The following is an 18575-nucleotide window of genomic DNA, read 5'->3' as shown; positions in this document are numbered from 1 at the left end:
TCCGGTGAGTTATTGCATAGCTTGCAGTTTCTCCCTCATACAGCGAAGCTGAACGAATTGTTCTCCTGTTTGTATATACCCGCCTTCCAACATTCGTTTTGAAATTTGGAATTTATCAAGATGATGGAGTATGTACTTTTCCACACCTGATGATTGCTTTTTGGTGAAAGACAGGAAGTCAACCTTTCCATTTTCGTGAATAAATACTTTCGCTTTAATCGTACGGAGCCCCGAATCTTTGCAATGTTTGGCTTCTGCTTTATCTATCCAAAAGATAGCTGTAGCTTTTACGGTATCTACCATACAAGTTTCTGTATTATCAACGCTCATGTTTTCATTGATTGACTCATCGGAATTCTGATTCTGTTTCATTTGGCAGGAAACAGCCAGAATAATTACTAAACAGCAGGATAGAATTGTTTTCATCGTGTTCTAATTTTAAGGATATGCGACAAATTTACTAAAAAAACGATAAGATGGGAGCTTATTCCTATTTTATTTGCTATATTTGCAACCAAATTTTCTCTAAATAATGAAAATTAAGGAAATAGTAAGCGCCCTTGAACGATTCGCGCCTCTGCCATTGCAAGACGGTTTTGATAATGCCGGCCTGCAAATCGGATTGACAGATGCGGAAGCAACAGGGGCTTTGTTGTGTCTTGACGTTACTGAAGCTATCTTAGATGAAGCTATCGCGTTGGGGTATAACCTCGTCATATCGCATCATCCTTTGATATTTAAAGGTTATAAATCCATTACTGGCAAAGATTATGTGGAACGCTGTATGCTGAAAGCAATAAAAAATGATATTGTGATCTATTCAGCACACACTAATCTTGATAATGCACAGGGAGGGGTAAATTATAAGATAGCCGAAAAAATCGGATTGAAACATCTGAAAGTGCTTGAACCAAAAGAAAATAGCCTGATGAAGCTGGTGACTTTTGTCCCCATTGCTCAGGCGGATATTGTAAGGAACGCACTTTTTGCTGCCGGTTGCGGTAATATTGGTAACTATGATTCATGTAGTTACAATCTGGAAGGGGAAGGGACATTCCGTGCCAAAGAAGGAACACATCCTTTCTGTGGAGTGATTGGAGAACTCCACCGGGAAGGAGAGGTGAGAATTGAAACAATTCTTCCTGCATTCAAAAAGTCGGAAGTAGTCAGGGCACTATTGTCTGTTCATCCTTATGAGGAACCTGCATTCGACTTGTATCCGCTACAAAATGAGTGGGCACAGGCAGGATCGGGAATCGTTGGCGAACTGGAAGAGCCGGAAACGGAGATGGAATTCTTGAAACGTATAAAGAAAACGTTTGAAGTAGAGTGTCTGCGTCATAACAAACTGACAGGGAGAGAAATACAGACAGTGGCATTGTGCGGAGGTGCCGGAGCATTTTTGCTTCCACAGGCAATCCGGTCGGGAGCCGATGTTTTTATTACAGGTGAGATTAAGTATCATGATTATTTTGGTCACGAAGGAGATATCCTGATGGCAGAAATCGGTCATTACGAAAGCGAACAATATACAAAAGAAATTTTTTATTCCATAATCCGGGATTTATTTCCTAATTTTGCGCTCCAATTGAGTAAAATAAATACGAATCCCATAAAATATTTGTAAGTAAAATGGCTAGAGAAGCAAAAAAAGATCCGAATGAGTTGACGGTGGAACAGAAGTTGAAAACACTGTTCCAGCTGCAAACTATGTTGTCTAAGATTGATGAAATCAAGACATTGAGAGGTGAACTTCCATTGGAAGTGCAGGACCTTGAAGATGAAATCGCTGGTTTGAGTACCCGTATCGACAAGATCAAAGCTGAAGTGGATGAACTGAAATCTGCTATTGCAGGTAAGAGAGTAGAAATTGAAACGGCAAAAGCTTCAGTAGAAAAATATAAGTCACAACAAGACAACGTCCGCAACAACCGTGAATATGATTTCTTGACGAAGGAAATTGAATTCCAGAGCCTGGAAATCGAACTTTGCGAAAAAAGAATCAAAGAATTCAGTGCGGACAGAGAAGAAAAAGAAGCTGAAGTAGTAAAGAATGAACAAATACTCAGCGAAAGACAAAAAGACCTCGAACAGAAGAAGGGCGAACTGGATGAAATTATCTCTGAAACTAAACAGGAAGAAGAGAAGCTAAGAGATAAAGCCAAAGATCTGGAAACTAAGATTGAACCGCGTTTGTTGCAGTCATTCAAACGTATCCGTAAGAACTCCCGCAATGGATTGGGCGTTGTATATGTACAACGTGACGCGTGCGGTGGTTGCTTTAACAAGATTCCGCCTCAGAGACAGTTGGACATCCGTTCCCGTAAGAAAGTGATCGTTTGCGAATATTGCGGACGTATTATGATCGACCCGGAATTGGCTGGTGTACAAATTGAGCATAAAGTAGAGGAAGCTCCGGCTACTACTACCAAAAGAGCAATCAGAAGAAAAACTGCTGAATAAGGTACCATATTTGAATATGTATTCGAAAGCCTCGCATTATTGCGGGGCTTTTTTTATTTCTTCTAACTTTACTACCCCTTTAAACAAACCTAACCTTGAATTGTTATCTTTTCATTTCATAAAAACCTGAACCGAATATGAATGTACGAGCGTGGAGCGTATCGCTCCTTTTGTTTCTTTCAACTGTAACTGCGGTTGGACAGACAGTGAACCGCTATTTGAATACTCCTCTTCCTAAAGAATGGGAAGAGAGTGGAGAAGTGTTTCAACAGACTCTTCCGGTGGACGACCACTGGTGGAAGTCTTTTCAGGACACCAGACTGGACTCTTTGATTGCTTTGGCAGTAGATCGCAATTATTCCGTAGCGATGGCAATTAATCGTATAGCTGCTGCACGTGCCAATCTTTGGGCAGAACGTGGAAATTTCTTTCCATCTATCGGACTGAATGCTGGATGGACCCGACAGGAAACCAGTGGAAATACCAGTACCTTACCTCAGTCTACAGATCATTATTACGATGCTGCACTCAGTATGAGTTGGGAAATCGATGTCTTCGGCAGTATCCGTAAACGGGTAAAGGCGCAGAAAGAAAACTTTGCCGCCAGCAAAGAGGAATATGCGGCGGTTATGGTTTCTCTGGCATCAGAGGTAGCCTCAGCTTATATTAACCTGCGGGAATTGCAGCAGGAACTTGAAGTGGTAAATAAGAATGTAGCTTCTCAGGAAGAAGTTTTGAAAATCACGGAAGTACGGTATAATACCGGACTTGTTGCCAAGCTGGATGTGGCACAGGCCAAATCCGTTTTATACAGTACTAAAGCCTCTATACCACAATTAGAGGCAGGTATCAATCAATATATTACGACACTGGCTGTTTTGCTGGGTATGTATCCGCAAGAAATACGTCCTGTATTGGAAACTACTGGAACATTACCTGATTATATGGAACCGATCGGAGTAGGTATGCCGGTTGATTTATTACTGAGAAGACCGGATGTACGAAGTGCGGAGAGAAGTGTGAATGCCCAAGCTGCATTACTTGGCGCTTCCAAGTCCGATTGGCTGCCGAAGATCTTTCTGAAAGGTTCGTTTGGCTATGCAGCCCGTGATTTGAATGATCTGGTGAAAAGTAAAAGTATGACCTATGAGATTGCTCCGTCATTGAGTTGGACTATTTTTAGTGGAGGACAATTAGTGAATGCAACAAGACTGGCTAAGGCACAGTTGGATGAATCTATCAATCAATTTAATCAGACAGTTCTGACTGCGGTACAGGAAACGGATAACGCCATGAACTCCTACCGGAACTCGATCAAGCAGATTGTAGCTTTGAGGGAAGTGCGTAATCAAGGTGTCGAAACTCTGAAACTTTCACTGGAACTTTATAAACAAGGGCTTTCTCCTTTTCAGAATGTGCTTGATGCACAACGGTCTTTGTTATCTTATGAGAATCAACTGGTACAGGCGCAGGGTAGCTCGTTACTGCAACTGATAAGTCTTTATAAAGCGCTGGGAGGCGGTTGGAGAGAATAAAAGAATCTATAAATAAAATATAACCTAACGGATATGAAAAAACTAATGTATATTTTTCTTGTGTTGTCGGTATTGACTGGTTGCAAGGAGAAAAAAGACGCCGGAGCAATGAAGGGAATGCCGACTCTGGCAATTAGCGTAGCGAAACCTATAGTGAAGGACATCACTTTGACGAAAGATTATCCGGGCTATCTGACAACGGAGAAAACTGTAAATCTTGTGGCCAGAGTGAACGGAACATTACAGTCTGTCTCTTACGCACCGGGCGGACGGGTAAAAAAAGGGCAGTTGCTGTTTGTAATAGAACCTACCTTATATAATGATAAGGTGGCACAAGCGGAAGCTGAACTGAAAACTGCTCAGGCACAATTGGAATATGCCCGTAATAATTATAGCCGTATGAAGGAGGCTGTGAAAAGTGATGCTGTGAGTCAGATACAGGTGTTGCAGTCGGAATCGTCTGTGACAGAAGGAGTAGCAGCTGTCAGCAATGCGGAAGCTGCTTTGAGTACAGCGCGTACAAATTTAGGATATTGTTATGTTCGTGCCCCTTTTGACGGGACAATCAGCAAGTCGACAGTGGATATCGGCAGTTATGTCGGCGGTTCTTTGCAGCCGGTTACGCTGGCTACTATTTATAAGGACGATCAGATGTATGCGTATTTTAATGTTGCTGATAATCAATGGCTGGAGATGTCGATGAACAATCAGCAGCCAACGAAGGATCTTCCGAAAAAGATCATGGTTCAGCTGGGGAAAGAAGGTACCGAATCCTATCCGGCAACACTGGATTATCTGTCACCGAACGTAGACCTGAATACAGGAACTCTGATGGTACGTGCCAATTTTGATAATCCGCAGGGAGTACTGAAGAGTGGATTGTACGTCAGCATTACCTTACCTTATGGAGAGGCCGATCATGCAATTCTTGTGAAAGAGGCTTCCATCGGAACCGATCAGCTCGGTAAATTCCTGTATGCCGTCAATGATTCGGACATAGTACACTATCGGCATATTGAAATAGGACAACTGATTAATGATACCTTACGGCAGGTGTTGGGAGGACTCTCACCACAGGAACGATATGTTACAGAAGCTCTGATGAAGGTCAGAGATGGAATGAAGATAAAGCCGATACCCTGATGCGGTCGGCTTGTTGGTTATCTTCAGACGATGCAGGTAACTGTTTGTCCTTATATAAATATTAATCGTAAACTTATATATTATGTTTTCTAAGTTTTTCATTAACCGACCAATTTTTGCTACCGTACTTGCCCTGCTCATTGTGGTAGCCGGTTTGGTCGCACTTAATATATTGCCTGTGGCGCAATTTCCGGAGATTACACCTCCGACGGTTCAGGTATCGGCTGTCTATCCCGGTGCGAATGCTGAAACTGTAGCCCAAACGGTAGGACTCCCCATCGAACAGCAGGTGAATGGGGTGGACGGTATGCTCTATATGTCTTCAAATTCTTCCTCTTCGGGAGCATATTCTTTGACAATTACATTTGCCGTCGGTACAGATATCGATATGGCTACTGTACAAGTCCAAAACAGGGTAAGTGTTGCTCAATCATCCTTGCCGGAACCGGTAGTGGTACAGGGGGTGACTGTGCAGAAACAGTCTTCGAACATTGTCATGTTCCTGACAATGACTTCGAAAGACTCTGTATACAACAGTCTCTATCTGACTAACTATGCCAAATTGAATTTGGTCGATCAGTTATCACGTGTGCCTGGCGTAGGAGCTGTTAATGTCATGGGAGCAGGTGATTATTCCATGCGTATCTGGCTGGATCCTGAAGCTATGCGTATCCGGAACATTTCTCCGGCACAAGTATATCAGTCCATTCAGTCTCAGAATATGGAAGTGTCCGCCGGCTATATCGGTCAACCGATCGGACAGGACAATAAAAATGCCTTTCAATATACACTTAATGTACAGGGGCGACTTACTTCTCCGGAGCAATTCGGGAATATTATCATTCGTCGGGAACAGGATGGGGCAATGCTTCGCCTGAAAGATATTGCGCGAATAGATTTGGGGTCTGCTTCTTATAGTGTAGTATCACGATTGAAGGGGATGCCTACCGCAGCGATTGCTATCTATCAACAGCCGGGCTCCAATTCGCTGGACGTTTCAAAAGGAGTGAAGGCTAAGATGGAGGAACTGGCGACCAGTTTTCCTACAGGAGTAGCCTATAACGTAACTTTGGATACAACGGATGTAATTCATGCTTCTATTGATGAAGTAATGGTGACATTTTTTGAGACAACGCTGCTGGTAGTACTGGTTATTTTCCTGTTTTTGCAGAACTGGAGAGCGGTTATTATTCCTTGTATCACAATTCCTGTATCGCTGATCGGTACATTGGCAGTTATGGCGGCATTTGGTTTTTCGATCAATACGCTGACTCTGTTCGGATTGATTCTGGCAGTTGCCATTGTAGTGGATGATGCTATTGTGGTGGTTGAGAATGCTTCAAGATTGCTGGAGACCGGACAATATTCAACTCGTGAAGCAGTCACAAAAGCTATGGGGGAAATTACGGGGCCGATTGTCGGAGTGGTGCTTGTTTTGCTTGCCGTGTTTATTCCGACGATGATGATCAGCGGTATTTCGGGGCAGTTGTATAAGCAGTTTGCACTGACAATTGCTGCTTCTACCGTATTAAGCGGTTTTAACTCACTGACACTGACGCCTGCTCTTTGTGCTCTATTCCTCGAAAAGAGCAAACCGTCTAACTTCTTTATATACAAAGGATTTAATAAAGCGTATGATAAGACACAGGGAGTCTACGATAGTACGGTGAAATGGTTACTTCAACGTCCGCTTATCTCTTTTGTATCTTTTGCTATTCTGACAGTGATTGCCATAATACTCTTTATGCGTTGGCCGTCGACATTTATTCCGGATGAAGATGATGGTTATTTTATTGCTGTTGTTCAGCTTCCTCCGGCAGCCAGCTTGGAACGTACACAAGCTGTCGGGGATAAAATCAATGCTATTTTGGATTCTTATCCGGAAGTGGAGAATTACATTGGAATCACTGGTTTCTCCGTGATGGGCGGAGGTGAGCAAAGTAACTCCGCGACCTATTTTGTTGTCCTGAAAAACTGGGACGAAAGGAAAGGGAAGGAGCATACGGCTGCTGCCGTTGTCGACCGTTTTAATGGCGAAGCGTATATGGAGATACAGGCAGGACAAGCATTTGCTATGGTTCCTCCGGCTATTCCAGGATTGGGTGCTTCCGGTGGCTTGCAACTTCAATTGGAAGACCGGAGAAATCTGGGACCGACAGAAATGCAGCAGGCTATTGACGCATTGCTTGCTTCTTCTCATTCCAAACCGGCCTTAGCTTCTGTATCCAGTCAGTATCAGGCAAATGTCCCTCAATATTTTCTGAATATCGATCGTGATAAGGTGCAATTTATGGGCATTGCTCTGAATGATGTATTTTCTACATTAAGCTATTATATGGGGGCGGCATACGTTAATGATTTCGTTGAATTCGGTCATATTTATCAGGTGAAGATCGAAGCGCGTGATCAGGCACAACGCGTCATTGATGATGTCTTAAAACTCAGTGTGGCTAATTCGGCAGGAGAGATGGTCCCCCTTTCTTCTTTCACCAAAGTGGAAGAGCAGTTGGGACAGGATCAGATCAATCGTTACAATATGTATTCAACAGCTGCCTTGACTTGTAATGTAGCGCCCGGAAGCAGTTCCGGACAGGCTATTCAAGAAATGGAAACTTTGTTTAAAGAACAGCTGGGAGATGAATTTGGCTATGAATGGACGTCAGTTGCCTATCAGGAAACACAGGCGGGAAATACGACCACCATTGTTCTGGTCATGGCCTTGATTGTAGCATTCCTTGTTTTGGCTGCGCAATATGAAAGCTGGACCAGTCCGGTGGCTGCCGTGATAGGTTTGCCGGTGGCCTTGTTGGGAGCAATGATAGGATGTATGATAATGGGAACTCCGGTCAGCGTATATACACAAATTGGTATTATCCTGCTTGTTGCACTTTCGGCAAAGAATGGTATTCTGATTGTAGAGTTTGCCCGTGATTTCCGTGCTGAAGGAAACTCAATTCGTGAGGCTGCATACGAAGCAGGACATGTCCGCTTACGTCCGATCTTGATGACTTCTTTTGCTTTTGTATTGGGAGTAATGCCTTTGCTGTTTGCTACCGGGGCTGGTGCGCAGAGCCGTATAGCGTTGGGTACTGCGGTTGTTTTCGGTATGGCGATGAATACTTTATTAGCGACAGTCTATATTCCTAATTTCTATGAATTGATGCAGAAACTGCAAGAGAAGTTTAGCAGGAAGAAAAATGATGATGTGAAAAAAAACACAGATATGTAAAAAAAGAATATCGATTGAAAAGCTTTCGGAGACAAGAAAAAGATGGTGTCACTATGTGCTTGGGATACTTACACTATGTGTGTGGTATAGTGTAAGTATCCTGACCTTATAGTGACACTATCTTTATAGCGCGTTATAATCGGGAATATCCTGAAGAAAGGTATAGCTCTGATGGGCGTAATCCATCCGGCAACAATAATGCTGCATTCCATTACTTACTATCAGATAGTCAACTTTCAATACCATATTATAGCGGGTTATCTGATCGAATACCGCTTGTGTGATCTCGATGTGCGGAGCTTTGTATTCTACGATCATTCGTGCTGAAAGGTCTCTCCGGTAAAGTACTGTATCACATCTTTTAGTTGTGCCGTTCAGCTTAACCATTACTTCGTTAGCAAGGAGTGCGTTCGGATATCCTTTGTGCGCAATAAGAAAGTGAACAAAGTGTTGCCGTACCCATTCTTCCGGGGTAAGTGCGACATATCGTTTGCGAATCACGTCGAAAATTACATTTTTTCCGTTTCGTACGTTTATTTTAGTGTCGAATACTGGTAGGTTTAACGATAACATTTATTATTTTTGTAAGTTAAATAACGGTTTCCATTATTGGAACCACAAATTTAATAGATAATTATGAAAACGAAAGAAGAAATCGTAGCTAATTGGCTGCCCCGTTACACAAAACGTAACCTGGAAGATTTTGGAGAGTATATTCTGTTGACTAACTTCAACAAGTACGTAGAGATTTTCGCAAATCAGTTTGATGTTCCTATTTTGGGTAGAGATGCCAATATGATTTCCGCTACAGCCGAAGGCATTACAATGATCAATTTCGGTATGGGAAGCCCTAATGCCGCTATTATCATGGATTTATTAGGAGCTATTCATCCGAAAGCCTGCTTATTTTTAGGTAAATGTGGTGGTATCGACAAGAAAAATCAAATTGGCGATTTAATCCTTCCTATTGCCGCTATTCGTGGTGAAGGAACATCCAATGATTATTTTCCACCTGAAGTTCCCGCTTTGCCTGCATTTATGTTGCAGCGTGCTGTTTCTTCGTCCATTCGTGACTATGGCCGTGATTATTGGACGGGTACTGTCTATACCACCAATCGCCGTATTTGGGAGCATGACGAAGCATTCAAGGAGTATCTGAAAAAGACACGTGCGATGGCGGTTGATATGGAAACGGCCACTTTGTTCAGCTGTGGCTTTGCCAATCATATTCCGACAGGAGCATTGTTATTGGTATCTGACCAGCCTATGACTCCGGATGGAGTGAAAACTGATAAAAGCGATAATCTGGTTACCAAGAACTATGTAGAAGAGCATGTTGAGATTGGTATCGCTTCTCTGCGTATGATTATTGATGCAAAGAAAACTGTAAAACACTTGAAATTCGACTGGTAACTGCCGGTCTTTCTAAAAAATATATATGGCAAAACAAGAGCTGACCTGTGATGACATCCTCAAAGAACTGAGGGCAAAGCAGTATCGTCCCATCTACTATTTGATGGGAGAAGAATCGTATTATATCGATTTGATTGCCGATTACATTACTGATAATGTCTTGAACGAAACGGAAAAAGAGTTCAACCTGACTGTAGTGTACGGTGCTGATGTGGATGTAGCGACAATCATAAATGCTGCCAAACGCTATCCTATGATGTCCGAACACCAAGTGGTGGTAGTCAAAGAAGCGCAAGCGGTCCGGAACATCGAAGAATTATCGTACTATCTTCAGAAACCGCTTCATTCCACTATTTTGGTGATATGCCATAAGCATGGAACATTGGATCGTAGGAAAAAGTTGGCAGCTGAAGTAGAAAAGACTGGTGTTTTGTTCGAGTCTAAGAAGATAAAAGATGCCCAGCTTCCGGCCTTTATTGCTTCCTACATGAAGAGAAAAGGAATAGATATGGAACCTAAGGCAACAGCTATGCTGGCTGATTTTGTCGGCTCGGATTTAAGTCGTTTGACAGGTGAATTAGAAAAGCTGATTATCACTTTGCCTACGGGACAGAAACGTGTAACTCCCGAACAAATTGAGAAGAACATAGGCATAAGCAAAGATTATAATAACTTTGAATTGCGGAGTGCTCTGGTTGAAAAAGACATTCTGAAAGCAAATAAAATAATAAAATACTTTGAGGAAAATCCCAAAACGAATCCAATTCAAATGACATTGTCTTTATTGTTCAGCTTTTATTCAAACTTGATGTTAGCATATTATGCGCCTGATAAATCGGAGCAGGGTATTGCTAATATGCTAGGGCTAAGAACTACTTGGCAAGCTCGGGATTACTCAATTGCGATGCGCAAATATAGTGGAGTAAAGACAATGCAGATTGTTGGTGAAATACGATATGCCGATGCAAAATCAAAAGGAGTGAAAAATAGTTCAATGTCTGACGGAGATATTCTTCGTGAATTAGTGTTTAAAATTTTGCATTAGGAAAACTGAATACTCTAAATAAACAAAAGGCATATACTTTTACTGTAAAACAGATTAAGTATATGCCTTCTTTATATACTGCAAATTAGTTGTGTCAGACTCATAACCAAATCTTCTTTTATAGACGAATATTTTACAATGGATCTGTTGTTCTCTTTTTCCTGACTTTTATGAATGGAAAGGAATTTGAAGATCTTTTGCTTCTCTTCTTTAAGTTCAATTTTGGTAATTTCTCTCTTTTCTAGTTTTTGAGGTTATGTTATATTCATTTTCAAAATTGAAAAAATCTGATTTAATTCAGACTATAAATATAGAATGGCAAATCATATTAGCATAAATGGTTTTGCATAAATTGGAAGGATCATCTTTCTTTTCCTGAATTGATAAAATGTCATTTTGATAATTTGTGGGATAATTGGGATATTTTGCTGTTATTTTTCTAGTTGATCTTAATTTGGGTATTGATGAAATAGGTGTAATTTATTATAATACAGGTGTTTAATTCAATTTTAGAGCTTCTAGAATTGAAAAAAAACAATTGATCGACTGAATGTGCGGAAATATGGCAAGGATTTACGATTTGCGAGGTACTTCAGAAGAAAATGTAAAAGAAGATTTGAAGAGTTCTCAATATACATAAGTAAATAATGCATTTTATTCCTTGATTTATTGTTTTTGCAACTATTGATATTTACGTTTGTGTAATCATGCCTGTTTGTTTGTGAAGTTTATATCTGTGAATAGATTACAAATGTGATCAAGCTGACTGAATCACAAAAGTATACTGATTGTTTTACAGTAGTAATATACAGTTTATAAATGTAATAGGAGAGTGGTTAACAATTTGTTTTTTATATGTTATGTCATTGTATACCATATAAATATACTCTAATATTGAATTATAGCTCTAAAATTACTGTTTGAGTGAAGCATATTTTTGTGAATATTGTATTTACTTATTTATTATCTGTATATATAATGTTGTAAATCAATATAATATATTGTTTTGTTAAATCTAAAATATCATTGTAATTTATGCTTTATTTTGTGTTTTACAAACATATTAGTCTAATTGTGATAATAATCACACATTTGTAATATTGTTATTTTTGTACTTGTAATTTGCATTTGTGATTTGTAATATTTACCTTTGTATATCCGTAGTGGTTATTAGTATTTTTGTGAAACCAACGTTTAATACATACAATTGTAACAAGAAAGAAGCTGTATGGAGATAAAAGACAGAATTAGAATGATAATGGAGAGAGAAAAAGTTCCTCCAAGAGTTTTTGCTGAGACAATTGGAGTCCAGCAATCTACTCTCTCGCATATTTTGAATGATCGGAATAAACCAAGCTTGGAGGTTGTAATGAAGGTACATCAGACCTATAATTATGTAAATCTTGAATGGTTGCTTTATGGTAAAGGCGAAATGATAGCATCTGCAGAAGATGCTTCTGCAGTTTCTTCCAATGGAGATTATCAGCCTTCTTTGTTTGATGAGAATCCTGTAAATCCGTCCAAAGAGACGATTAATCCGGAAAATCGCAAGGAAATGGCATTAAGAACAGCCGAAAATGCACCTAAAGAGATTGTAAAACAGGAGATTAGGTACATAGAAAAGCCTGCCAGAAAAATCACTGAAATAAGAATATTCTTTGATGATAATACTTATGAAACCTTTCGACCTGAAAAATGAGAGGTAAAATCGGTGGTTTGAGCAAATTCCTGTATCTTTGCACCGGAATACGAATTTATACTTTTATATCCATACATGAAGAAATTTATTTTAGATCTGACAGTTACTGAGAATATCAGATTGAATGCAAACTATGTATTGCTGAAATTGACTTCTCAGTCATTGCTGCCCGAGATGTTGCCGGGGCAGTTTGCCGAACTTCGGGTGGACGGTTCATCTACTACATTTTTACGCCGTCCTATTTCTATTAATTTTGTAGACAAGCGACAAAACGAAGTGTGGTTCCTTATTCAGTTGATTGGAGACGGAACAAGACGTTTAGCAGAAGTAAATTCGGGCGATGTGATCAACGTAGTACTTCCTTTGGGGAATGGCTATACAATGCCTCAAAAGCCTTCTGATAAGCTTTTGCTTGTGGGCGGAGGTGTCGGAACAGCCCCTATGTTATATTTAGGTGAACAATTGGCGAAAAATGGTCATAAACCTACCTTCCTTTTAGGGGCTCGTAGCAATAAAGACTTGTTGCAGCTGGAAGAATTTGTTAAATATGGAGAGGTATATACTACTACAGAAGACGGAAGTCACGGAGAAAAAGGATACGTCACCCAGCATTCTATATTAAATCAGGTACATTTTGAGCAGATTTATACTTGTGGTCCTAAACCGATGATGATGGCTGTGGCAAAATATGCCAAAAGTAATCAGATAGAATGTGAAGTTTCTTTGGAAAATACAATGGCTTGTGGAATTGGAGCATGTCTCTGTTGTGTGGAAAATACGACAGAAGGACATTTGTGTGTATGTAAAGAAGGTCCTGTTTTTAATATAAATAAACTACTATGGCAGATTTAAGTGTAAACATTGGTGAATTGCAGATGAAGAACCCGGTGATGACTGCATCTGGTACATTTGGATATGGTGAAGAGTTCTCGGATTTCATTGATATAGCGCGAATAGGCGGTATTATTGTAAAAGGAACTACTCTTCACAAACGTGAAGGTAACCCATATCCTCGTATGGCAGAGACTCCTTCCGGTATGTTAAACGCTGTAGGACTGCAAAATAAGGGAGTTGACTACTTTGTGGAACAGATATATCCTCGTATAAGAGACATTCAAACGAATATGATTGTAAACGTGTCGGGGTCTGCTATTGAGGATTATGTGAAAACTGCAGAGATCATTAATGAACTTGACAAAATTCCTGCTATAGAACTAAATATCTCGTGCCCTAATGTAAAGCAAGGAGGTATGGCTTTTGGTGTGTCAGCAAAAGGTGCTTCTGAAGTAGTAAAAGCGGTACGTGCAGCTTACAAAAAGACACTTATAGTTAAACTCTCTCCGAACGTTACTGATATCACAGAAATTGCCCGTGCAGCAGAAGAAAGTGGTGCGGATAGTGTATCATTAATCAATACATTGCTGGGAATGGCTATTGATGCGGAACGTAAACGTCCTATTCTGTCAACTGTGACAGGAGGAATGTCCGGTGCTGCTGTGAAACCGATTGCCTTGCGTATGGTTTGGCAAGTTGCAAAGGCGGTAAATATTCCTGTCATAGGCTTGGGAGGTATTATGAACTGGAAAGATGCTGTTGAGTTCATGCTTGCCGGTGCTTCTGCGATCCAGATTGGTACGGCAAATTTTATAGATCCGGCTGTTACAATCAAAGTTGAAGATGGTATAAATAATTACTTGGAAAGACACGGATGTAAGTCAGTAAAAGAAATTATTGGTGCGCTTGAGGTATAATTGAAAACATACAATAACCCTTCGCATATAATACGAAAGAAAAATGCTATTTTACTTTTTAAGTATACTGAATAAAATCAGTACCGGAATGATAGATGAAAAGAGATTCCCAGTGCGAAGAGTAAAATAACAGATTTGTCTTTCTTATAGAACATAAATAAAAACGACGGTGAAAATTCTCATATTTTTCACCGTCGTTTTTATTTACATATATTTTTAGTCTTCCAGTAAGTCAGGGCGAAGTTTTTTGGTTCGTTCTAAAGATTGCTGTAGCTCCCATTCTTTTATTTTTGCTTCATGCCCGGATAACAAAATATCGGGTACTTTCCAGCCTTTATAGTCGGCAGGACGAGTATATACAGGTGCCGCCAACAGATTATCCTGAAAAGAATCAGAAAGTGCCGACTGTTCATCTGAAATCACTCCGGGGATGATACGGACAATTGCGTCCGCCATGACTGCTGCTGCCAGTTCGCCTCCTGTCAGCACATAATCTCCGATACTGATTTCTTTGGTGATCAGGTGTTCACGGATACGATAATCAATACCTTTGAAATGTCCGCAAAGGATAATCAGGTTTTGGGCCAAAGAAAGGCTGTTGGCCATTGGCTGATTGAACTGTTCTCCGTCGGGGGTCGTAAAAATCACTTCATCATAGTCGCGTTCAGCCTTCAGAGCGTTAATGCAGCGTTCGATAGGCTCTATCTTCATGACCATGCCGGCGAATCCGCCAAAAGGATAATCATCGACACGACGATATTTGTCTTCGGTATAATCGCGCAGATTGTGGATATGTATTTCTGCAAGTCCCTTATCCTGAGCTCGTTTCATGATGGAACAATTGAAGAAGCCTTCAATCATCTCGGGTAAAACTGTTATAATGTCAATACGCATAATCTTTATAATTTTTCGCAAAAGTACAAATATTCAAAGATAAACCTGTATTTTTGCCTTAAACAATCGAAGAAATATGGATATAAAGGAAAAAATAGAGGAATTGCGTGCTGAACTTCATCGGCATAACTATAATTATTACGTTTTGAATGCTCCCGAAATTTCAGATAAGGAGTTTGATGATAAGATGCGTGAACTCCAGGATCTGGAGCTGGCACATCCGGAATATAAAGATGAAAATTCGCCCACTATGCGTGTCGGCAGTGACATTAGCAAGAATTTCACGCAGGTTGCGCATAAATACCCTATGTTGTCTTTGGCAAATACATACTCTGAAAGCGAAGTTACAGATTTTTATGAGCGTGTACGAAAAGCGTTGAATGAGGATTTTGAGATTTGCTGTGAGATGAAATATGATGGTACTTCCATTTCTCTGACCTACGAAGATGGAAAACTGGTTCGTGCCGTTACACGCGGAGATGGAGAAAAGGGCGATGATGTGACAGATAATGTAAAGACAATCCGTTCTATTCCACTTGTGCTCCATGGTGACAATTATCCTTCTTCTTTTGAGATTCGTGGGGAAATTCTTATGCCCTGGGAAGTATTTGAGGAGTTGAACCGCGAAAAAGAAGCACGTGAGGAGCCACTTTTCGCTAATCCGAGAAATGCAGCCTCAGGAACATTGAAGCTTCAGAATTCTTCTATTGTAGCTTCTCGCAAGCTGGATGCGTATTTATATTATCTTTTGGGAGATAATCTGCCTTGTGACGGACATTATGAAAATCTTCAGGAAGCCGCAAAATGGGGATTTAAAATCTCTGATTTGACGCGTAAATGCCAGACGTTGGAAGAGGTTTTTGAATTTATCAATCATTGGGATGTAGAACGAAAGAATCTGCCTGTAGCTACTGATGGAATCGTCTTGAAGGTAAATAGTCTGAGACAACAAAAGAATCTTGGTTTTACGGCGAAATCACCCAGATGGGCAATTGCCTATAAATTTCAGGCAGAACGTGCATTGACACGATTGAATATGGTAACTTATCAGGTAGGCAGAACAGGCGCTGTAACTCCTGTTGCCAACTTAGATGCTGTTCAGCTATCCGGAACGATTGTCAAACGTGCTTCATTGCATAATGCGGATATTATTGAAGGGCTTGATTTGCATATCGGAGATATGGTTTATGTAGAAAAAGGTGGCGAGATCATTCCTAAAATTACAGGAGTGGATAAAGATGCCCGTAGCTTTATGCTTGGTGAGAAGGTCAGGTTTATTACCAATTGCCCCGAATGTGGCAGCAAATTAATTAGATATGAAGGCGAAGCTGCCCATTATTGTCCTAATGAAACTGCATGTCCCCCTCAGATTAAAGGTAGAATAGAGCATTTTATTAGTCGGAAAGCCATGAATATTGATGGGTTGGGTCCTGAAACGGTGGATATGTTCTATCGTTTAGGATTGATTCATAATACGGCGGATTTGTATGAATTGAAAGCCGATGATATCAAAGGGTTGGATCGTATGGGAGAAAAATCTGCTGAGAATATTATTACGGGGATTGAGCAGAGTAAGACAGTTCCTTTTGAACGCGTCATCTTTGCTTTGGGAATTCGGTTTGTTGGCGAGACGGTAGCAAAGAAAATAGCCAAGTCGTTCGGAGACATTGACGAGCTGCAACAGGCTGACCTTGAAAAGCTGATAAGTATCGATGAAATCGGGGAAAAAATAGCGCGAAGCATTCTTCTGTATTTCTCAAATGAGTCTAACCGAGAGTTAGTTGGCAGGTTAAAAGAGGCTGGGTTACAGCTCTATCGTACAGAAGAAGATATGAGTGGATATACGGATAAATTAGCCGGTCAGTCTATTGTGATCAGCGGCGTATTTACGCATCATTCACGGGACGAATATAAAGACCTTATTGAGAAAAATGGCGGTAAGAATGTGGGAAGTATCTCTGCTAAGACCAGTTTTATCCTTGCCGGTGACAATATGGGGCCAGCCAAACTGGAAAAAGCAAAAAAACTTGGAGTAACCATACTAAGCGAGGACGAATTTCTGAAACTTATATCGTAAGATATGAAAAATATTCGTACTTTTGCGCCTAATAAAATTAGAGATTATAATTAAAACTCATGATACAGACTAAATTGAAAGGAATGGGGGTAGCACTGATTACTCCTTTCAAAGAGGATGAAAGCGTTGATTATGATGCGTTGATGCGTTTGGTAGACTATCTATTGCAGAATAATGCGGATTTCTTGTGTGTGCTGGGGACTACAGCCGAAACACCGACTCTTACCGAGGAAGAGAAGAAAACCATCAAAAAGATGGTGATTGACCGCGTTAACGGAAGAATTCCTATTTTGCTGGGTGTAGGCGGTAACAATACACGCGCAATAGTAGAAACATTGAAAAATGACGATTTTACAGGAGTTGACGCTATATTGTCTGTAGTGCCATATTATAATAAGCCATCGCAAGAGGGAATTTATCAGCATTATAAAGCCATATCGGAAGCTACGGAACTTCCTATCGTGCTATATAATGTGCCGGGGCGTACAGGAGTAAATATGACTGCTGAGACAACCTTGCGCATTGCCCGTAATTTTAGTAATGTAATCGCTATTAAAGAAGCTTCCGGTAATATTACTCAAATGGATGACATTATCAAGAATAAACCGGATAATTTCAATGTTATTTCCGGTGATGATGGTATTACTTTTCCATTAATAACCTTGGGAGCTGTTGGAGTGATCTCTGTAATCGGCAATGCTTTCCCGCGTGAATTCAGTCGTATGACACGTTTGGCGCTTCAAGGTGATTTTGCTAATGCACTCACTATTCATCATCGATTTACTGAGCTATTTGATCTTTTGTTTGTGGATGGAAATCCGGCAGGAGTAAAATCTATGCTGAATGCAATGGGGATGATTGAAAATAAACTTCGATTGCCGTTGGTTCCGACTCGAATTACGACATTTGAGGCAATACGTAAAGTCTTGAACGAACTGAATATTAAATGCTGATCTGATATACTGAGAAGTATCGATTCTCCATACATTTTATAAATAGGTATTCCTCCTTCACCTTTTTGTCATGTCTCCCATGAACAGGCAGATACAAGGTGAAGGGGGATTTTTTAGTTCTTTCTATTTTTTTGCTATTAGCATAATTTGATTAGCTAATAGCAAAATCCGATAACCTAATAGCATATTTGATAACCTAATGTAGTATAAAAGTGAAACGCTTTTCCTTCATCCTGTATCCACTTGTTTATAGTGCTTTCGAGCAAAAGGTGAAGATGAAAGTGCATGTTTCAACATATGTTGCCATGCACTCTTTAAACTTCCCAATGTTTGAAAATAAACTTCTTGATGTTTGAAAATAACTATTAAAGTG

15 protein-coding genes are annotated in these 18575 nt (G+C 40.3%); 12 read left to right on the top strand and 3 right to left on the bottom strand.

Annotation, left to right across the window (positions count from 1 at the left end):
- Positions 1-9: 9 nt before the first annotated feature.
- Entirely contained in the window at positions 10-426 is a 417-nt protein-coding gene (locus DW640_RS07565) for a DUF4891 domain-containing protein (RefSeq protein ID WP_117577732.1), read from the bottom strand.
- A gap of 106 nt (positions 427-532) precedes the next feature.
- Here DW640_RS07565 and DW640_RS07560 point away from each other — a divergent pair, with 106 nt between their 5' ends.
- The 5 genes from DW640_RS07560 (at position 533) to DW640_RS07540 (ending at position 8370) form a co-directional block, all read left to right on the top strand.
- A complete protein-coding gene (locus DW640_RS07560) occupies positions 533-1627 on the top strand; it encodes a Nif3-like dinuclear metal center hexameric protein (RefSeq protein WP_048697464.1) in 1095 nt (364 codons plus the stop codon).
- A gap of 5 nt (positions 1628-1632) precedes the next feature.
- Positions 1633-2463, top strand: a complete 831-nt coding sequence (locus DW640_RS07555; protein ID WP_008761550.1) for a zinc ribbon domain-containing protein — start codon at positions 1633-1635, stop codon at positions 2461-2463.
- A 137-nt stretch (positions 2464-2600) separates the two neighbouring features.
- Entirely contained in the window at positions 2601-3998 is a 1398-nt protein-coding gene (locus tag DW640_RS07550; RefSeq protein ID WP_008765715.1) for an efflux transporter outer membrane subunit, read from the top strand.
- 33 nt (positions 3999-4031) lie between these two features.
- A complete protein-coding gene (locus DW640_RS07545; protein ID WP_008761552.1) occupies positions 4032-5141 on the top strand; it encodes an efflux RND transporter periplasmic adaptor subunit in 1110 nt (369 codons plus the stop codon).
- An 82-nt stretch (positions 5142-5223) separates the two neighbouring features.
- Entirely contained in the window at positions 5224-8370 is a 3147-nt protein-coding gene (locus tag DW640_RS07540) for an efflux RND transporter permease subunit (protein ID WP_061474265.1), read from the top strand.
- A 123-nt stretch (positions 8371-8493) separates the two neighbouring features.
- Here DW640_RS07540 and DW640_RS07535 read toward each other — a convergent pair whose 3' ends face one another.
- Positions 8494-8943 carry a type I restriction enzyme HsdR N-terminal domain-containing protein gene (locus DW640_RS07535; RefSeq protein ID WP_008761554.1) on the bottom strand — a complete coding sequence of 150 codons (450 nt, stop codon included), beginning with the start codon at positions 8941-8943 and terminating at the stop codon, positions 8494-8496.
- A 63-nt stretch (positions 8944-9006) separates the two neighbouring features.
- On the opposite strand from DW640_RS07535, the gene DW640_RS07530 reads away from it, so the two are divergent.
- The 5 genes from DW640_RS07530 (at position 9007) to DW640_RS07510 (ending at position 14278) form a co-directional block, all read left to right on the top strand.
- Positions 9007-9783, top strand: a complete 777-nt coding sequence (locus tag DW640_RS07530; RefSeq protein WP_008761555.1) for an AMP nucleosidase — start codon at positions 9007-9009, stop codon at positions 9781-9783.
- 25 nt (positions 9784-9808) lie between these two features.
- On the top strand, positions 9809-10828 hold the full coding sequence (gene holA / locus DW640_RS07525; RefSeq protein ID WP_016267563.1) for a DNA polymerase III subunit delta: 1020 nt from the start codon (positions 9809-9811) through the stop codon (positions 10826-10828).
- Between the two features lie 1228 nt (positions 10829-12056).
- Positions 12057-12527, top strand: a complete 471-nt coding sequence (locus DW640_RS07520) for a helix-turn-helix domain-containing protein (RefSeq protein ID WP_032813412.1) — start codon at positions 12057-12059, stop codon at positions 12525-12527.
- 75 nt (positions 12528-12602) lie between these two features.
- Positions 12603-13379, top strand: a complete 777-nt coding sequence (locus DW640_RS07515; RefSeq protein WP_008761558.1) for a dihydroorotate dehydrogenase electron transfer subunit — start codon at positions 12603-12605, stop codon at positions 13377-13379.
- Positions 13367-14278 (top strand): dihydroorotate dehydrogenase, encoded by a 912-nt coding sequence (locus DW640_RS07510; protein WP_055217889.1) that lies wholly within the window; start codon positions 13367-13369, stop codon positions 14276-14278. The genes DW640_RS07515 and DW640_RS07510 overlap by 13 nt, the downstream gene beginning before the upstream one ends.
- 216 nt (positions 14279-14494) lie before the next feature.
- Here DW640_RS07510 and trmD read toward each other — a convergent pair whose 3' ends face one another.
- Positions 14495-15172 (bottom strand): tRNA (guanosine(37)-N1)-methyltransferase TrmD, encoded by a 678-nt coding sequence (gene trmD, locus DW640_RS07505; protein WP_008761559.1) that lies wholly within the window; start codon positions 15170-15172, stop codon positions 14495-14497.
- Between the two features lie 76 nt (positions 15173-15248).
- On the opposite strand from trmD, the gene ligA reads away from it, so the two are divergent.
- Positions 15249-17249: an NAD-dependent DNA ligase LigA gene (gene ligA, locus DW640_RS07500; protein WP_008761560.1), complete on the top strand. Its 2001-nt coding sequence runs from the start codon at positions 15249-15251 to the stop codon at positions 17247-17249.
- A gap of 59 nt (positions 17250-17308) precedes the next feature.
- A complete protein-coding gene (gene dapA, locus DW640_RS07495) occupies positions 17309-18202 on the top strand; it encodes a 4-hydroxy-tetrahydrodipicolinate synthase (RefSeq protein WP_008761561.1) in 894 nt (297 codons plus the stop codon).
- Positions 18203-18575 lie beyond the last annotated feature (373 nt).

The organism is Bacteroides sp. AM23-12 (assembly GCF_003434395.1).
Classification (GTDB): Bacteria; Bacteroidota; Bacteroidia; order Bacteroidales; family Bacteroidaceae; genus Bacteroides; species Bacteroides thetaiotaomicron.
The sequence above is the reverse complement of the archived record's forward strand: the minus strand, read 5'-3'. Positions and strand labels throughout refer to the sequence as shown.